General features: G+C 44.7%; 13 protein-coding genes. 9 read left to right on the plus strand and 4 right to left on the minus strand.

Translation table 11 applies throughout. The features are described from left to right. Positions 1-92 precede the first annotated feature (92 nt). Positions 93-713, minus strand: coding sequence for a superoxide dismutase (locus VIG27_RS02375; RefSeq protein ID WP_394524913.1), 621 nt, complete (start codon positions 711-713; stop codon positions 93-95). Between the two features lie 632 nt (positions 714-1345). Next, positions 1346-1795, minus strand: a complete 450-nt coding sequence (locus VIG27_RS02380) for a hypothetical protein (protein ID WP_394524915.1) — start codon at positions 1793-1795, stop codon at positions 1346-1348. Positions 1796-2003: 208 nt separating this feature from the next. Between VIG27_RS02380 and VIG27_RS02385 the strand changes: the two genes are divergently transcribed. From VIG27_RS02385 to tuf, 6 genes are all read left to right on the plus strand, one after another. Next, entirely contained in the window at positions 2004-5879 is a 3876-nt protein-coding gene (locus VIG27_RS02385; RefSeq protein ID WP_394524918.1) for a DNA-directed RNA polymerase subunit beta, read from the plus strand. Between the two features lie 18 nt (positions 5880-5897). After that, positions 5898-9557, plus strand: coding sequence for a DNA-directed RNA polymerase subunit beta' (gene rpoC, locus VIG27_RS02390; protein ID WP_394524921.1), 3660 nt, complete (start codon positions 5898-5900; stop codon positions 9555-9557). Between the two features lie 191 nt (positions 9558-9748). After that, positions 9749-10168 carry a 30S ribosomal protein S12 gene (gene rpsL / locus VIG27_RS02395; RefSeq protein ID WP_024834853.1) on the plus strand — a complete coding sequence of 140 codons (420 nt, stop codon included), beginning with the start codon at positions 9749-9751 and terminating at the stop codon, positions 10166-10168. A gap of 176 nt (positions 10169-10344) precedes the next feature. Then, on the plus strand, positions 10345-10815 hold the full coding sequence (gene rpsG, locus VIG27_RS02400) for a 30S ribosomal protein S7 (protein ID WP_394524924.1): 471 nt from the start codon (positions 10345-10347) through the stop codon (positions 10813-10815). 15 nt (positions 10816-10830) lie between these two features. Next, positions 10831-12951: an elongation factor G gene (gene fusA, locus VIG27_RS02405; protein WP_394524926.1), complete on the plus strand. Its 2121-nt coding sequence runs from the start codon at positions 10831-10833 to the stop codon at positions 12949-12951. 155 nt (positions 12952-13106) lie between these two features. After that, the gene (gene tuf, locus VIG27_RS02410) at positions 13107-14300 is read left to right on the plus strand and encodes an elongation factor Tu (protein ID WP_394524930.1); all 1194 of its coding nucleotides are present in this window, start codon (positions 13107-13109) and stop codon (positions 14298-14300) included. A gap of 63 nt (positions 14301-14363) precedes the next feature. Here the strand turns inward: tuf and VIG27_RS02415 are convergent, their stop codons facing one another. Both VIG27_RS02415 and VIG27_RS02420 read right to left on the minus strand, forming a co-directional pair. Then, a complete protein-coding gene (locus tag VIG27_RS02415) occupies positions 14364-15140 on the minus strand; it encodes an alpha/beta hydrolase (RefSeq protein ID WP_394524931.1) in 777 nt (258 codons plus the stop codon). Next, positions 15137-15967: a helix-turn-helix transcriptional regulator gene (locus VIG27_RS02420; RefSeq protein WP_394524932.1), complete on the minus strand. Its 831-nt coding sequence runs from the start codon at positions 15965-15967 to the stop codon at positions 15137-15139. The genes VIG27_RS02415 and VIG27_RS02420 overlap by 4 nt, the downstream gene beginning before the upstream one ends. 215 nt (positions 15968-16182) lie before the next feature. On the opposite strand from VIG27_RS02420, the gene VIG27_RS02425 reads away from it, so the two are divergent. The 3 genes from VIG27_RS02425 to VIG27_RS02435 are packed head-to-tail and all read left to right on the plus strand — an operon-like array spanning position 16183 to position 19146. Further along, on the plus strand, positions 16183-17274 hold the full coding sequence (locus VIG27_RS02425; protein WP_394524933.1) for a FecCD family ABC transporter permease: 1092 nt from the start codon (positions 16183-16185) through the stop codon (positions 17272-17274). 13 nt (positions 17275-17287) lie between these two features. Continuing rightward, positions 17288-18049, plus strand: a complete 762-nt coding sequence (locus VIG27_RS02430; protein ID WP_394524934.1) for an ABC transporter ATP-binding protein — start codon at positions 17288-17290, stop codon at positions 18047-18049. 26 nt (positions 18050-18075) lie between these two features. Further along, on the plus strand, positions 18076-19146 hold the full coding sequence (locus VIG27_RS02435; RefSeq protein WP_394524935.1) for an ABC transporter substrate-binding protein: 1071 nt from the start codon (positions 18076-18078) through the stop codon (positions 19144-19146). Positions 19147-19321 lie beyond the last annotated feature (175 nt).

Consider the following 19321-nt stretch of genomic DNA (forward strand, 5'->3'; position numbering starts at 1 on the left):
TTAAAAAGCTGAAAAGGAAAGGTGCTGCTTAATAACCATAAATCAGTTATTTTTGCGGCAACCCTTCCTTCTTTGATAACAACGTTTTTTTATTAACCGCCGATCACTTTATCATAATTTTCAGCGACCGCCTTCCAGTCAATTACATCGAAGAATGCTTTGATATAGTCGGCTCTTAAGTTCTTATACTTTAGATAATAAGCATGTTCCCAAACGTCGATTCCAAGGATTGGAACAAAGCCGTTGCCCTCCATGAGAGGGTTGTCCTGGTTTGCACTGGAGGAAAGGATCAGTTTGCCGTCTCGGTTAGCGGATAACCAGCCCCAGCCGGACCCGAACTGTCCTGCAGCCAAATTGCTTAATCCAGCCTGGAATTCTGAGAAGCTGCCGAATGTTTTTTCCAACTCACGTCCAAGTGTTCCCTGGGGCTGTCCGCCTCCGTCAGGGCTCATGGTGGAGAAATACAGGTTGTGGTTATAGAAACCGCCGCCATTGTTGCGAATGGCTTTACGAACCGCTTCATCAGCGATGCTGTCCAGAGAAGAGAGAAGAGAAGTGATTTCCTTTTCTTCAATGCCCGCTTTCTGAACGGCATCATTTAAATTTTTTGTATAAGCTGCATGGTGCTTGGAGTAGTGAGTCTCCATTGTGAGAGCGTCGATATGTGGTTCTAAAGCGTCATAAGCATATGGAAGTTTAATTTGATTGTACATAATAAGTACTCCTTTCAATTTATCTAAAATAAGAAATTGTTTGTATTTTGTAGTGGTTAGTTAAAACTAACTTATCTATAGCATGATTATATCATGTACAATTAAAATGTCAAGTGTATTTTTGATTATTTTTTAAAATATCTGAATTAATAAAAATGCAGATGCTATTTTTAATTTACTTTTAGATAATATGTATATATGCAGGAAACTAAAAAAGAAATTATATACAGATAGAAGTCATCTTGTTGATAGAATGATATGTTTCACATGTATTATGGACATACAGATTGGTTTCATGTTGAACCTTACAGTCCTCCGGGAGTAAAAAGTGATTTTTATCATTATTTAGATTTTTCTTGCAAGCAGTAAATCGACGGCAGCCGCAACAATATTCAGATGTTTTTTTGCAGAATCATCTGGATTGCCGGCGGTTCTTATCGAAAAATATTTGCATTAATATAGAAGAAACAACTCAGTCCCATAGACCCCATCAAATTAAAAACAGAGCAGTCTATCATTGATAAACAGATTCAATAAGGCCTTTTATTCATCATGGTCTGAAATAAAAAAACACCGGAAGCTCCATATCCCATGGCACTCCGGTGTTCTCGAAGGAACATCTCAACAATATTCTATTTTTGATTCTTCTTAAACCTGTCCAAAAACTTCTTCTTTTTCGGTGCTGCCGGGATCGCTTTCCCTCGAAGGCTTTTTATTTCGGTTATGTAAATACCGCTTATCACAACCTTAGCCTCTGTTTTAACCGGAAGCACTTCAAATACCTTGGCATCAGCAATCAGAGTCATAACCTTTGGACCAACCTTGGCCTTTACGATTGGCAGTTTCGTTCTGCGCATGTACTTGGGTGTTTGTTCATACACGATCTTAGGAAGCCCTGCGTCTTTTAGTTTCATCTTCTTCTTATCAATGACCAGCATAGAAACGGTTTGTGCTGCAGCTTCTAATGCCTGCTGCTGTTCCACCTGCCGCTTCTCCAGCTTCTTACCGAGAAAATAAAGGACTGCCAGAGCCACAACTACGATGAAAAGAATCACGATTAATACGTTTAAAAATGTGCTCACCGGGAATACCTCCAATAGTTCATTTTGTAAATTGGGCCTATCTGCAATAGTATATCACATTTTATTGGGAAATACAAGCAAAAAATGCTTGACACCTTGACAACACTATGATATTATGGAATGTGCACTATTGTGGCTATGTGTGCCTTGTAGGGACATTTATGCCCAAAACAGAAACGATTAGAAAGAAAACAGGGGTGAAACGTCAATGGAGAAAAGCAGAATGCGTCCGGTCCCAGCCGGTAAGAGCCTGAGAATGAGTTTCTCAAGACAAAAAGAAGTGCTTGAGATGCCGAACCTGATTGAGATTCAAAAGAACTCCTATCAGTGGTTCCTTGATGAAGGATTGAAGGAAGTCTTTGAAGACATCTCTCCGATTGCAGACTTTGCAGGACACCTGAGTCTTGAGTTTGTTGACTTTACATTATGTAAAGACGATATCAAGTACACAATAGAAGAATGCAAGGAAAGAGATGCAACCTATGCGGCTCCTTTAAAGGTAAAGGTAAGGCTTTGCAATAAAGATAAAGATGAAATTAATGAACATGAGATCTTCATGGGTGATCTTCCGCTTATGACGGATACCGGTTCCTTCGTGATTAACGGTGCCGAACGAGTTATTGTAAGCCAGTTGGTACGTTCCCCAGGTATATATTATGGTATCGAACACGACAAGGTAGGTAAGGAACTTTATGCCTGTACGGTAATTCCGAACCGTGGTGCGTGGCTGGAGTATGAAACAGACTCCAATGACATCTTCTACGTGCGTGTAGACAGAACCAGAAAGGTTCCGGTAACCGTACTGATTCGTGCACTTGGTTATGGTACCAATGCAGAGATCATTGATCTGTTCGGTGAAGAGCCGAAATTATTAGCCAGCTTTGGTAAAGACACTTCAGATAATTACCAGGATGGCTTATTAGAGTTATATAAGAAGATCCGCCCAGGTGAACCTTTATCTGTTGATAGTGCTGAAAGTTTGTTAAATAGTATGTTCTTCGACCCTAGAAGATACGATCTTGCCAAGGTCGGAAGATATAAATTCAATAAAAAGCTTCATTTTAAAAACCGTATTACAGGCCATGTTCTGGCTGAGGATGTTGTGGATACCACAACTGGCGAGATCCTCGCTCAGGCTGGAACTACAGTAGACAAGCAGCTTGCAGAGGACATTCAGAATGCAGCTGTTCCGTTCGTATGGCTGGAAGGTTTGGAGCGCAAACAGAAGGTTCTTTCCAACTTAATGGTCGATTTAGCCGCTCATGTGAATTTTGACCCGAAGGAAGCAGGTGTTACAGAATTAGTATTCTATCCTGCACTCGAAAAAATTCTGGCAGAAGTTGGCAGCGAAGACGAAGAGGCTGTTAAAAAGGCGATCCACAGGAATATCAACGAGCTCATTCCCAAGCACGTGACAAAGGAAGACATTCTTGCTTCCATCAACTATAACATGCATTTGGAACAAGAAGTCGGTACAGCTGACGACATTGACCATTTGGGAAATCGTAGAATCCGTGCCGTAGGAGAACTTTTACAGAATCAGTACCGGATCGGTCTTTCCAGAATGGAGAGAGTGGTTCGGGAACGAATGACAACACAGGATATGGATGGCATTACCCCCCAGTCCTTAATTAATATTAAACCGGTGACCGCAGCGGTGAAGGAATTCTTCGGAAGTTCCCAGCTGTCTCAGTTCATGGATCAGAACAACCCGCTTGCAGAGCTGACTCATAAGAGACGTTTATCTGCCCTGGGTCCTGGCGGTCTTTCCAGAGACCGTGCCGGATTCGAGGTTCGAGATGTTCACTATACCCATTACGGGCGTATGTGTCCGATCGAGACACCGGAAGGTCCGAACATCGGTCTGATCAACTCCCTTGCAACCTATGCAAGAGTAAACCAGTATGGCTTCGTAGAGGCTCCTTACCGCGTGGTGGATAAAACAGATGCCCAGAACCCGGTCGTTACCGATGAAGTTGTTTATCTGACTGCTGACGAAGAAGATAATTTCGTAGTTGCTCAGGCGAATGAGCCTCTCGATGAAGAAGGCCATTTCATCCATAAGAATATTTCCGGACGTTTCCGGGAAGAGACTTCCGAATTCCAGAGAAAGAACATTGATTTAATGGACGTTTCTCCGAAGATGGTATTCTCCGTTGCTACCGCCATGATTCCTTTCCTTGAGAATGATGATGCGAACCGTGCGCTTATGGGTTCCAACATGCAGCGTCAGGCCGTACCGCTTTTGACCACCGATGCTCCTGTTGTAGGAACCGGTATGGAAGCCAAAGCAGCGGTTGACTCCGGTGTCTGCGTTGTTGCAAGAAACTCTGGTGTGGTGGAACGTTCCGCTTCCAATGAGATCATTATTAAAAGAGACTCTGACGGCGGAAAAGATGTGTACCGTCTGACCAAGTTTAAGAGAAGCAACCAGTCCAACTGCTACAACCAGAAGCCTATCGTGTTTAAGAACGACCACGTGAACAAAGGCGAAGTAATTGCTGACGGACCTTCCACACAGAACGGTGAGATCGCTCTCGGTAAGAATCCTCTTATCGGATTCATGACCTGGGAAGGTTATAACTACGAGGATGCGGTTCTTTTAAGCGAAAGACTGGTGCAGGAAGATGTTTATACCTCCGTTCATATTGAAGAATACGAAGCAGAAGCCCGTGATACCAAGCTGGGACCGGAAGAGATTACCCGTGACGTGCCTGGTGTCGGTGAAGATGCGTTAAAGGATCTTGATGAAAGAGGAATTATTCGTATCGGTGCAGAGGTTCGTGCCGGTGATATCCTTGTCGGAAAGGTAACTCCAAAGGGAGAGACTGAGCTGACCGCAGAAGAGAGACTGCTCCGCGCCATTTTCGGTGAAAAGGCAAGAGAGGTCCGTGATACCTCCTTAAAGGTACCTCATGGTGCTTATGGTATCATTGTTGATGCAAAAGTATTTACAAGAGAAAACGGCGATGAACTTTCCCCTGGTGTCAACGAGACCGTCCGCATTTACATTGCTCAGAAAAGAAAGATTTCTGTGGGCGATAAGATGGCTGGACGTCATGGTAACAAGGGTGTTGTTTCCCGTGTGCTTCCGGTGGAAGATATGCCGTTCCTTCCCAATGGCCGCCCGCTTGATATTGTATTGAATCCTCTGGGCGTACCTTCCCGTATGAACATCGGGCAGGTTCTTGAGATTCATTTAAGCCTTGCTGCAAGAGCGTTGGGATTCAATGTATCCACTCCGGTATTTGACGGTGCCAACGAGATTGATATTATGGATACTCTGGATGTGGCCAATGATTATGTAAACATGAGCTGGCCTGATTTCCAGGAAAAATATAAAGATACATTAAAGCCGGAAGTCATTGAGTACCTTGGCGAACACTTAGACCATAAGGAATTATGGAAAGGTGTTCCGATTAACCGTGACGGTAAGGTCCGCCTTCGTGACGGACGTACGGGTGAGTATTTTGACAGTGCGGTTACCATTGGGCACATGCACTATCTGAAACTCCACCATCTGGTTGACGATAAAATCCATGCCCGTTCCACAGGACCATACTCTCTGGTTACCCAGCAGCCTCTGGGCGGTAAAGCCCAGTTCGGCGGACAGCGTTTCGGAGAGATGGAGGTTTGGGCTTTGGAGGCTTATGGTGCTTCCTACACACTGCAGGAGATCATGACTGTGAAATCCGATGATGTGGTAGGCCGTGTGAAGACTTACGAGGCGATTATCAAGGGTGAGAATATCCCTGAGCCGGGAATTCCGGAATCCTTTAAGGTATTGTTAAAGGAACTTCAGTCACTGGCACTGGATGTAAGAGTGCTGCGTGATGATAATACGGAAGTTCAGATTGCGGAGAGCCTGGACTACGAAGAAACAGATTTAAGAGCCATCATTGAGGGCGATAGACGTTACCGGGATGAAGAATCCTTTAGTGATTTCGGCTATCAAAAGCAGGAATTTAAGGATGAGGAACTGGTAACTGTCAGTGAAGATGAGGCTGAAGACAGTGTCGACGATTCTTTTGAGGATTTCGATGAGCCGGATATTGACGATTCAGACGAATTGGACGAAGAATAATAGAAGGGAGAACCGCTCATGCCTGAGAATAATGAAACTTACCACCCAATGACATTTGATGCCATCAAGATCGGTCTGGCATCTCCGGAAAAGATTCTGGAATGGTCCCATGGGGAAGTGAAAAAGCCTGAGACGATCAACTACAGAACTTTAAAGCCGGAAAAAGACGGTCTGTTCTGCGAACGTATTTTTGGACCGAGCAAGGACTGGGAATGTCATTGTGGAAAATATAAAAAGATCCGTTATAAAGGCGTTATCTGTGACCGCTGCGGCGTTGAAGTAACAAAAGCCAGTGTCCGCAGAGAACGTATGGGTCATATCCAGCTTGCTGCTCCTGTATCCCATATCTGGTATTTTAAGGGTATTCCAAGCCGTATGGGTCTGATTCTCGACATTTCTCCCAGAACCTTAGAGAAGGTGCTGTATTTTGCTTCTTATGTTGTACTGGATGCCGGAAATACCGGACTCCAGTATAAGCAGGTTTTATCAGAGAAAGAATTTCGGGAAGAAACAGAAAAATACGGCCACGGCGCGTTCCGTGTAGGGATGGGTGCAGAAGCTGTTCTGGAACTTTTGCGGTCCATTGACCTTGAAAAGGACTCTGAGGAGTTGAAGAAAGGGTTAAAGGAGGCCACCGGACAGAAGCGTGCAAGAATTATCAAAAGACTGGAAGTGGTAGAAGCCTTCCGCAATTCCGGTAACCTGCCGGAGTGGATGATCATGACCGTTGTTCCGGTTATTCCTCCGGATATCCGTCCGATGGTACAGTTGGATGGCGGCCGCTTCGCTACTTCTGACTTAAATGATTTATATAGAAGAATCATCAACCGTAACAACCGTCTTGCCCGTCTGTTAGAGCTTGGAGCTCCGGACATTATCGTGCGCAACGAGAAGCGTATGCTTCAGGAAGCAGTCGATGCTCTGATTGACAACGGAAGACGTGGAAGACCGGTAACCGGACCAGGAAACCGTGCGTTGAAATCCCTTTCTGATATGTTAAAGGGAAAACAGGGCCGTTTCCGTCAGAACCTTTTAGGAAAGCGTGTAGACTATTCCGGACGTTCTGTTATCGTGGTTGGACCGGAACTTAAGATTTATCAGTGCGGTCTTCCCAAAGAGATGGCCATTGAGTTATTCAAACCTTTCGTTATGAAGGAGCTGGTTTCTAACGGAACCGCTCATAATATAAAGAATGCCAAGAAGATGGTAGAGCGTCTTCAGACGGAAGTCTGGGATGTACTGGAAGATGTGATCAAAGAGCATCCGGTTATGCTAAACCGTGCGCCTACCCTTCATAGACTGGGAATCCAGGCTTTTGAGCCCATTCTTGTAGAAGGTAAAGCGATTAAGCTTCATCCTCTGGTATGTACTGCGTTTAATGCCGACTTTGATGGAGACCAGATGGCGGTTCATCTGCCTCTTTCCGTAGAAGCACAGGCAGAATGCCGTTTCCTGCTGTTATCTCCCAACAACCTGCTGAAGCCTTCCGACGGTGGGCCTGTGGCTGTTCCTTCCCAGGATATGGTTCTTGGTATCTACTACCTGACCCAGGAGCGTCCTGGTGCAAAGGGAGAGGGAATGGTATTTAAGAGCGTAAACGAAGCCATTCTTGCTTACGAGAACCAGGCAGTTACCCTTCATTCCAGAATTAAAGCCAGAGTCTCTAAAAAAATGGCGGACGGTACCGTAAAGAGCGGTGTTGTAGAATCTACGGTGGGACGTTTCATCTTCAATGAGATCGTTCCTCAGGATCTTGGTTTTGTAGACCGTTCCAAGGAAGGCAATGAGCTTTTACTGGAAGTGGATTTCCATGTAGGCAAAAAGCAGTTAAAGCAGATTCTTGAAAAAGTTATTAATGTTCATGGTGCAGTTCAGACAGCGGAGACTTTGGATGACATTAAAGCCATTGGTTATAAATATTCCACCAAAGCGGCTATGACCGTATCCATTTCCGATATGACCGTACCGGAGAGCAAACCGAAGCTGATTGCAGACGCACAGGCGACGGTTGACCAGATTGCAAAGAACTTCCGACGTGGTTTGATTACGGAGGAAGAGCGTTATAAAGAAGTTATTGACACATGGAAAGTAACGGATGACCAGCTGACCCATGACCTTTTGACTGGACTGGATAAATACAACAACATCTATATGATGGCGGATTCCGGTGCCCGAGGTTCTGATAAGCAGATCAAACAGCTTGCAGGTATGCGTGGACTTATGGCGGATACAACAGGTCACACCATTGAACTTCCTATTAAGTCTAACTTCCGTGAAGGTCTTGACGTATTGGAGTACTTTATCTCCGCCCACGGTGCCCGTAAAGGACTTTCCGATACTGCGCTCCGTACCGCCGATTCCGGATATCTGACCAGACGTCTGGTAGACGTTTCCCAGGATATGATCATTCGTGAGATCGACTGCTGTGAAGGTAAGGATATTCCGTTTATGGAGATCAAGGCATTTACCGACGGCCAGGAGACCATTGAGGGTCTGGAGGAGCGTATCACAGGAAGATTTATAGCAGAGACCATCACAGACCCGGATACCGGTGAAGTGATTGTGAAAGCAAACCACATGTGTACCCCCAAGCGTGCCGCTATGGTCATGAGAGTGCTTGAGAAGACCGGCCGTGATTCAATCAAGATCCGTAATGTATTGACCTGCAAATCCCATATGGGTGTTTGTGCAAAATGTTATGGTGCCAACATGGCGACCGGCCAGCCGGTGCAGGTAGGCGAAGCAGTTGGTATTATTGCTGCCCAGTCCATCGGTGAGCCTGGAACCCAGCTGACTATGCGTACCTTCCATACGGGCGGTGTTGCTGGCGGCGATATCACACAGGGTCTTCCCCGTGTCGAGGAGCTTTTTGAGGCACGTAAGCCAAAGGGTCTTGCCATCATCGCAGAGTTCGGCGGTGTGGTAACCATTAAAGATACAAAGAAAAAACGTGAAATCATTGTTACTGACAATGAAACCGGCAATTCCAAGACCTATCTGATCCCTTACGGGTCCAGAATCAAGGTTCAGGATGGCCAGGTGCTGGAAGCTGGTGATGAGCTGACAGAAGGTAGTGTAAATCCACACGATATCTTAAAGATCAAAGGCGTTCGTGCTGTTCAGGATTATATGATCCAGGAAGTACAGCGTGTTTACCGCTTACAGGGTGTAGAAATCAATGATAAGCACGTTGAGATGATTGTAAGACAGATGCTTAAGAAAATCAAAATCGAGGAAAGCGGAGACAGCGAAGTTCTTCCCGGAACCTCCATGGACGTACTTGATTACAATGATTTAAATGAGGCTCTTCTTGCAGAAGGCAAAGAACCGGCAGTAGGAAATCAGGTGATGCTTGGTATTACAAAGGCATCTCTGGCTACGGACTCCTTCTTGTCTGCAGCATCCTTCCAGGAGACCACAAAGGTACTGACCGAAGCCGCCATCAACGGTAAGGTGGATCACTTAATCGGCCTCAAGGAAAATGTTATCATCGGTAAGCCGATTCCGGCCGGTACTGGTATGAAGCGCTATCGTACAATTAACTTAAGTACAGATGCTGCTTGTGAAGAAGATGATGAGATCCTGTTATCAGAAGATGATGAGATTTTATTATCCGAGGACCAGTTTGAAGAGGCGGAAGAGATTTTATCCATTGATGAAGATATAATAGAAGAATAAGAATAAAAAAGCTCTGACGGGCCTTCCCTGTCAGAGTTTTTTTAAAAGAGAACCGGCGAAAAAAGAAGTCCTTGACAAAAAAAAACAATATGTATATAATAATTAGGCGTGCATAAACGCGTCATGTTTTTGTGCGTAAATTAAGCTGAAGATGACAGCAACCACAGACAATATCACAGGAGGTGAATGGAATGCCAACATTTAACCAGTTAGTAAGAAAGGGAAGACAGACAAGCGAAAAGAAATCTACAGCACCTGCTCTTCAGAAGGGGTATAACTCCTTACAGAAGAAGGCTACTGATATTTCCGCTCCACAGAAGAGAGGCGTTTGTACAGCAGTTAAGACTGCAACACCTAAGAAGCCTAACTCAGCTCTTAGAAAAATCGCCAGAGTACGTCTTTCTAACGGTATCGAAGTAACAAGCTATATTCCAGGTGAGGGTCATAACTTACAGGAGCATAGTGTCGTTTTGATTCGTGGCGGTAGAGTAAAAGACTTACCAGGTACCAGATACCATATCGTCAGAGGTACTTTGGATACTGCAGGTGTAGCTAACAGAAAACAGGCTCGTTCCAAGTACGGTGCTAAGAGACCAAAAGACAAAAAATAATTAGAACCACACATTTGAATTTCAGTGCCGGACTTTAGATATTGAACCTGTAGGTTGCAGGATTATATATAGAAACCGAGCGCGAACGCAAATGGAATGTTTGTGAGTACCTGGGATCTAATGAATGGCTGGACAATCCGTTCAGGAATGCCAGCGATATTAAGGAGGGAAGTAACGTGCCACGTAAAGGACATACTCAAAAAAGAGACGTATTAGCAGATCCGCTTTACAACAATAAGGTTGTTACAAAATTAATTAACAACATTATGTATGATGGTAAAAAGGGTGTTGCTCAAAAAATCGTATACGGTGCATTTGGCCGTATTGAAGAAAAGACAGGAAAACCAGCTGTTGAAGTATTCGAGGAAGCAATGAATAACATCATGCCTGTACTTGAAGTAAAGGCAAAACGTATCGGTGGAGCTACCTATCAGGTGCCGATCGAGGTTAAACCAGAGAGAAGACAGGCATTAGCCCTGAGATGGATCACTCTGTACTCTCGTAAGAGAGGCGAGAAGACTCAGGAAGAGAGACTTGCGAATGAGCTTTTAGATGCGGCTAATAACACTGGCGCAGCTGTTAAGAAGAAAGAAGATATGCACAAGATGGCTGACGCAAACAAGGCATTTGCTCATTACAGATTCTAATAGGAGGAAAAAGCTTTGGCTGGAAGAGAATATCCGTTGGAAACAACCAGAAATATTGGTATCATGGCCCACATCGATGCAGGTAAAACCACATTGACTGAGCGTATCCTCTATTACACTGGCGTAAATTACAAAATTGGTGACACTCATGAAGGTACTGCTACCATGGACTGGATGGAGCAGGAGCAGGAAAGAGGTATTACAATTACTTCTGCTGCAACTACCTGTCACTGGACATTGCATGAGAACAACAAAGTAAAGCCAGGCGCTCCTGAACATCGTATCAACATCATTGATACTCCAGGACACGTTGACTTTACAGTAGAAGTAGAACGTTCCTTACGTGTACTGGATGGCGCTGTTGGCGTATTCTGTGCAAAGGGCGGTGTAGAACCACAGTCCGAGAACGTATGGCGTCAGGCTGACACCTACAACGTACCTCGTATGGCATTCATCAACAAGATGGATATCATGGGTGCAAACTTCTACGGTGCAGTAGATCAGATCAAGAACCGTCTTGGTAAGAACACAATCTGCATCCAGCTTCCAATCGGCGCAGAAGATGAATTCAAAGGAATCATTGATCTGTTCGAGATGAAAGCATATATCTACAACGATGACAAGGGTGATGACATCGCTATTGTTGATATCCCTGAGGATATGAAAGACGATGCGGAGCTTTACCGTGCAGAGTTAGTAGAAAAAATCTGTGAGTTAGATGATGACTTGATGATGGCATACCTGGAAGGGGAAGAGCCATCCACAGAAGAGTTAAAGAAAACATTGAGAAAAGCAACCTGTAATTGTCAGGCAATTCCTGTATGCTGCGGAAGTGCTTACAGAAACAAGGGCGTACAGAAGCTCCTTGATGCGATTCTTGAATATATGCCGGCTCCTACCGATATCCCATCAATTAAGGGTGTTGATTTAGACGGCAATGAAATCGAAAGACATTCTTCCGATGATGAACCATTTTCAGCTCTTGCATTTAAGATCATGACAGACCCGTTCGTAGGTAAGCTGGCATTCTTCCGTGTTTATTCCGGTATCATGAATTCCGGTTCTTACGTGCTGAATGCAACAAAAGGCAAAAAAGAGCGTGTAGGCCGTATCCTTCAGATGCATGCAAACAAGAGATCTGAGCTGGATAAGGTATATTCCGGTGATATCGCTGCTGCTGTTGGTTTTAAAGTAACTACAACAGGTGATACTATCTGTGATGAGCAGCATCCGGTAATTCTGGAATCCATGGAATTCCCAGAGCCTGTTATTGATATCGCAATTGAGCCAAAGACCAAAGCTGGTCAGAGCAAGATGGGCGAAGCGTTAGCAAAGCTTGCAGAAGAAGATCCTACATTCCGTGCAAAGACCAACCAGGAAACTGGACAGGTTATTATTTCCGGTATGGGTGAGCTTCATCTGGAGATCATCGTAGACCGTCTGCTTCGTGAATTTAATGTAGAAGCAAACGTTGGTGCACCTCAGGTTGCTTACAAGGAAAGCTTTACAAAGACTGTAGAAGTTGACAGCAAGTATGCAAAACAGTCTGGTGGACGTGGACAGTACGGACACTGTAAGGTTCGCTTTGAGCCGATGGATGCCAATGGCGAAGAACTCTTTAAGTTTGAGTCTACCGTTGTCGGCGGTGCCATTCCGAAAGAATACATTCCTGCAGTTGGGGAAGGTATTGAGGAAGCAACAAAATCCGGTGTACTTGGCGGATTCCCGGTAGTTGGTGTTAAAGCTACTGTATACGATGGTTCTTACCATGAAGTCGATTCCAGTGAGATGGCATTCCACATTGCCGGTTCTATGGCATTTAAGGAAGCGATGACTAAGGGCGGTGCCATTCTTCTCGAACCGATCATGAAGGTAGAAGTGACGATGCCGGAAGAATACATGGGTGATGTTATCGGTGATATCAATTCACGCCGTGGCCGTATCGAAGGTATGGAAGACATCGGAGGCGGTAAGATGGTAAAAGCTTATGTACCGCTTTCAGAGATGTTTGGTTACTCCACAGACTTACGTTCCAGAACTCAGGGACGTGGTAATTTCTCTATGTTCTTTGAGAAATACGAGCAGGTTCCGAAGAGCGTACAGGAAAAGGTTCTTGCTGAAAAAAAGGATAAGTAATTCCTAACAGGTTCCACTGGATTTCAGGCAGCACAGCCTGCCTGAAATCCGTCAAATAGGCTTGAAAATAGTGCACAAATAGCATATAATAAAAAACAGCCTAACATATAAAATGAAAGCTCAGGAAGAGCATAAATTAAGGAGGACGTTATAAAATGGCTAAAGCTAAGTTTGAAAGAAACAAAACCCATTGTAACATCGGTACCATCGGACACGTTGACCATGGTAAAACTACTTTAACAGCTGCTATCACAAAGACACTTCACGAAAGATTAGGTACAGGTCAGGAAGTAGCTTTCGAGAACATTGATAAAGCTCCAGAAGAGAGAGAGCGTGGTATCACAATTTCTACATCTCACGTTGAGTATGAGACAGAAAAAAGACACTATGCACACGTTGACTGCCCAGGACATGCTGACTACGTTAAGAACATGATCACTGGTGCTGCTCAGATGGACGGCGCTATCTTAGTTGTAGCTGCTACCGATGGTGTAATGGCTCAGACAAGAGAGCACATCCTTCTTTCCCGTCAGGTAGGCGTTCCTTACATCGTTGTATTCATGAACAAATGTGATATGGTTGACGATGCTGAGTTACTTGAATTAGTAGATATGGAAATCCGCGAGCTCTTAAACGAGTATGAATTCCCAGGCGATGATACACCAATTATCCAGGGTTCTGCTTTAAAGGCTCTTGAAGATCCTTCCAGCTCTTGGGGCGATAAGATCCTTGAATTAATGAATGCAGTTGACGAGTGGGTTCCAGATCCAGTTCGTGAAACAGACAAACCATTCTTAATGCCAATCGAGGACGTTTTCTCTATCACAGGCCGTGGTACCGTTGCTACAGGTAGAGTAGAGCGTGGTACATTACACGTATCTGATGAAGTTGAGATCGTTGGTATCCATGAAGAGACACGTAAAGTTGTTGTAACTGGTATCGAGATGTTCCGTAAGTTACTTGACGAAGCACAGGCTGGTGATAACATCGGTGCATTACTTCGTGGTGTTCAGAGAAACGAAATCGAAAGAGGACAGTGTCTTGTTAAACCAGGTTCTGTAACTTGCCATCGTAAGTTTACAGCTCAGGTTTACGTTTTAACAAAAGATGAAGGTGGACGTCATACTCCTTTCTTCAACAACTACAGACCTCAGTTCTACTTCAGAACAACTGACGTTACTGGTGTTTGCGAATTACCAGCTGGCACAGAGATGTGTATGCCTGGCGATAACGTAGAGATGACTGTTGAACTGATTCACCCAGTAGCTATGGAGCAGGGTCTCCGTTTCGCTATCCGTGAAGGTGGACGTACCGTAGGTTCAGGAAGAGTTGCTACAATCGTTCAGTAATTAATTAAAATAAAAGCCGAGCCCTTAGTTTTTAAGGGTTTCGGCTTTTTTTGTCCTGTGGTACTATGGTTGGTTTGAAATATCTGCTCCAATTTCTTCATTGAGCCATAAAAGTCCATTTCTGTACCGCTGATCTGCATAAGAATGGTGGCCCCCCTGATCCGTGGTGATCGTAACTTTTCCGGAAAATTTTTCTATCAGCAGCTGGCCGGTTTTTGCTGCGTGTTCTGCAGCCTTTTCCATAGGGCCGGTCTTGCCTTTTCCTTCCTCTGTGCCATAGTGCAGATAAATCGAACGCGTCTCTTCGCTGATGGAGTTACGTTCCAAATAGCTGATCCAGTCGTGATACCAAAAGGAACTGCAGATTCCCGCTACATGGCGCCAGCAGTTTTGGATAGTCAAAGCATAGACTCCAATTAGACCGCCCAGGGAGTAGCCGAGCATAGAAACGTTTCTTATATCAGTTTGATAGGTCTTACAAAGCCAGGGAAGAAGGCTTGTTTTAAGGGATTCAAGATACTGGTTACCGTTTCCTTTAAAATCAGGAAAACGGGGGGACATAGCCGGACCAGGCCATGGAGTATACTCAGAAAGCCGGTCCACAGGACATATCATGACCAATATAAATTCCCTTCCGGTTCCTTTTGACCAAAGTGCTTCCAACTCCTTTTTCATAGGGGCCAGCGCTTTGCGTGCCTGGTCCCCATCCTGAACAAGGATGGTGGGGTATGTGCGTTTTTTGTCCTTTTCCCAGGAGGGAGGCAGGTATACATATAATTTATGATTGTCCCATTGTGTTTCTATGAAGGTCAATTCTTCTTCTTTTTTTTCTGCATTCATAACCCATTCCTTTCTTTTAAGCTTCCGCTTTTGATTCTGCTTGGAGCGAACCCCATGTGCTTTTTAAATAACCTGCTGAAATAAAACTCATCCTTATAACCGACAGATACGGCTGCTTGTCTGACACTGTATCCGTTTTCACTTAATAGTCCTGCGGCAGTTTCCAGCCGGTATTCAATCAGATAATCAATAGGACGGATTCCCATCACCTTATGGAACAGATAAGAAAACTGCTCTGGTTTCTTTTGGAAATGACGGGCAATGTCCGAAAGAGTCAAAGGTTCCCTATAATGTTTTCGGATAAACTGTGCGGAGTCATGGATTAAGTTCAATTCCTCGGCTTCCTGTTTGCTGATCTCTGAACAAAACAGTGCGTCAAAGAGCTGCTGTGTCATAAAATTCATGCGAAACCGGGAACGTATATCGGGACAGTGGGAAAGCTTTAAAAGCTCTTCCAGACAGGGAGTCACCGCATCTTTATCCATGATATCAAGCTCGTACACAGAGTGTATAAAGTCTGTTCCTCTGCGAATATGATCATAAGGATCGTAATAGAGATTGATGTGGCAGAAAGGTTCCGTTCCTTCCACATGAAAGGTAAGCTGTTTTCCGGGACATCCATGGATCACTTTGCCCGGTACTGCGGTGAAGTCTTTAAAATCAAAGGAAATACGGGCTTTGCCGCTTATGGGAAATATGAAAGCGGCTCGTGTGGTTTCATACGAGGCGGGTGCTTGTCCGGGCAGCTTTGTAAAAGAAACTGCCTTTAGAATTGTCAATGGAAACCTGGCATATTCTTCTGCCAGCTGGTTACGGAAATTGGACATGGAGGGCCTCCTTTCTTTCATATGTCCGCATTTTAATTATTATAGCGGCAGGATTTTGGGAAGTCAACGCGAGAAAAATATTTGATATTTTTTATCAGTATTGTTTTAATAATTGTCCATGCCTTTAAAGAATTCTCTATTCCTATTCTGTAACAGACTCCTTATAATTATCTACGGTTAGTTTTGGCTAATAAAATAAAAGGAGGATTTTTTCTTTGAATCAACCTATCTCAGAGGCATACTTAGAAAATCAAAAGAGCAGAAAAGCATTTTTACTGATGCTTGCAGGAATGGTATTTGTGCTCCTGTTATCTGTAGTATTGTCCATGTCTTTTGGTTCCATGAAGATCGCACCGTCTCATACCTATGCCATTCTCCTTGAAAAGCTGTTCGGGATACAGACAGGCGGATCTCTGACCGGGCGACTGTCAGAGGTAAATATCATTTGGGAGATTCGTTTCCCAAGAGTGCTGCTTGGAGCGGCAGTAGGAGCAGGGCTGTCTCTCTGCGGCATGGCCATGCAGGCAGCAGTTCAAAATCCGCTGGCAGAGCCGTACATCCTTGGAATCTCTTCCGGTGCCTCTTTGGGGGCCACCTTTTCCATTATGCTTGGCATCGGTTCCTTAAGCTGGCTTTCTGTGAGCGCAAGTTCCTTCTGGGGATTTGCAGGTGCGCTGGGAGCGGCTTTTTGCGTCTTGATGCTTGCTTCCATGGGAAGTAAGATGACAAGCTCTAAGCTGGTGCTGTCCGGTACGGTAATCAATGCCCTGTGCAATGCTCTTAGTAACTTCATTATTTTTATGGCAGGAGATGCTCAGGGAATGCAGAGCGTAAAGTTCTGGACCATGGGATCTCTTGCAGGTGCAAAGTGGCAGAATATTGCCTTCCCGGTGGTATTAACGGCTGTGTGCCTGATCGGTTTTCTCTTTCAGTACAGGACCTTGAATACCCTGCTTCTAGGAGATGAAGCCGCCGTTACTCTTGGAATTCCTGTGGCCCGTTACCGGAGAATCTATATGGTGGCTGCCTCACTTTTGACCGGAGTCTTGGTGGCTTACTGCGGCATTATTGGATTTGTAGGACTGATCATTCCTCATATTACGAGAGCAGTTGTGGGAGCAGACCACCGGAGGCTGACTCCGTTATGCACCATGGGAGGAGCGGTTTTTATGATCTGGGCCGATACATTTGCAAGAATTGCCGTACCGAATTCAGAGCTTCCCATTGGAATCGTAACTGCGCTTATCGGAGCACCGTTCTTTGTGTATATTCTGATCCGCAAAAGCTATTCCTTCCGGGAGGGGTGAGGAGAATCAGACAATGGAACTAAAAATAGAAAATTTAAGAGTCAGCATTGGAACGTCTGAGATCGTAAAGGGCGTAACCATAGAGGTAAAGGAACATAAGTTTGTGGGACTTTTAGGGCCCAACGGAAGCGGGAAATCCACACTTTTAAAAGCGGTCTACCGGGTATTGAAGCCAACCGGAGGAGTGGTCTTAATGAATGGAAAGGATGTATCCCGGATTCCGGAAAAGGATCGGGCCAAAGATATGGCTGTGGTTTCCCAGTTTAATCAGGTGAGTTTTGAATTCACTGTCCAGGACATTGTGATGATGGGGCGGACGCCTCATAAGAAACGGCTGGAACGGGAGACGGCAGAGGACTATAAGATTGTTTCCGAAGCACTCAAACAGGTGGGAATGGAAGATTACTCAAAACGTAAGTTTACCACATTATCCGGCGGAGAAAAACAAAGGATCATTTTGGCAAGGGCACTTGCCCAGGAACCCAAACTTCTGATTCTTGACGAGCCCACCAATCATTTGGATATCAAGTATCAGCTTCAAGTCCTGTCGATTGTTAAGAATTTAAATATTTGTGTGCTGGCAGCCCTTCATGACCTTTCCCTGGCGTCTATGTTCTGCGATGAAATCTATATGCTAAAGGGCGGAAACATTATGGGAAAGGGAAAGCCGGAAGAAGTAATAACATCGGAAATGATACAGGAAATCTATGGGGTTACTGCTTCTGTTGTGACAGATGAGGAAACCGGACAACGTTCTATCCACTACCGCATATAATCCATACACATGGAAAAGGAGATAAGATGAAGAAGATAACAAAGATTTATTATACAATGGCTGCCGTTTGTGCAGCAGCAGTTTTGACCGCCGGCTGTTCTGCACCGCAGCCGAAAACAGAGGCAGCAAAGGAAGACCAGGAAACGGTAACACAGGCGGAAGAATCAGAATCCGTTTCAGAAAGCCGGGCCGCCGGTTTGCCGTTTACCTACTCTGCCTATGATTTAGATGGAACCGAACATGTGCAGACCATTGATCAAGTACCGCAAAAGGTGATCACCAACAATCAGACAAGCACAGAGCTTTTGCTGAAGCTGGGTCTGGGGGACAAGATCATTGCCACCGTAGCAAAAGACAATCCAACCACAGATGATTTGGCGGCAGCTTATGATGCCATTCCTGTACTGGCAGACAAACGGGATATTTCAAAAGAAAAAGTAGTAGGCATGGAACCGGATATTGTGGTGGGAAGAGTGAAATCCTTTACCCCGGAGACACTTGGCTCAGTCAGTGATTTAAATGCTATGGGAATCGCTGCCTATACTCAGGAAGCTACCCGCATGGATCAGGACGTTACCATGGATTCCATTATTGAGGATATCAGAAACATTGGAAGGATCTTTCAAAAGGAGGATCAGGCAGAAAAAATGGCTGAGGAGCTGACGGCCCGTCTTGCGGCAACGGAGGAACGCTTAAAGTCCGTGGAGGGAGAGCCGTTAAAGGTTCTTCTTATGGTAAATTATCAGGACGGTTCTTTTGGCGGCTATGGAAATAACGCATCTCTTCAGAAAGACATGCTCACCCGCCTTCATGCAGTCAACGTGCTTGAAAAGGGCGGCAGTGCTCTTTCGGCGGAAAATTTGATCTCCATGAATCCGGATGTGATCCTTTACGTCAAGGGAACCCATAATGAAGACGCTGACGAGAACGCGGTGGAATCCATGCTTTCCAATGACGTGATCCAAAGTGTAAAGGCCATTCAGAATAAAAAGGTTCTCACCGTTTTATACAACGATTTAATGGGAGGAGGATACCGGACCTTTGACTGTATGGAGGCACTGGCAGATTTCCTGTATCCGGAAACGGCAAACAAATGATAGACGATTGAACGTAACAGGCGGTAACGGAATTTTTATCAATTCCCATACCGCCTGTTTTGTTATGGGATGAAGCCTTAAGGTTTTATTACAAATTAGTAATAAAAACGTTATTGTAAATATCAGGGAAATTGGTTATCATGATATAGGATGTGATTATGACAAAATGGAGGAA

The organism is Lacrimispora sinapis, assembly GCF_043633585.1.
In the GTDB taxonomy this organism is placed as follows: Bacteria; Bacillota; Clostridia; order Lachnospirales; family Lachnospiraceae; genus Lacrimispora; species Lacrimispora sinapis.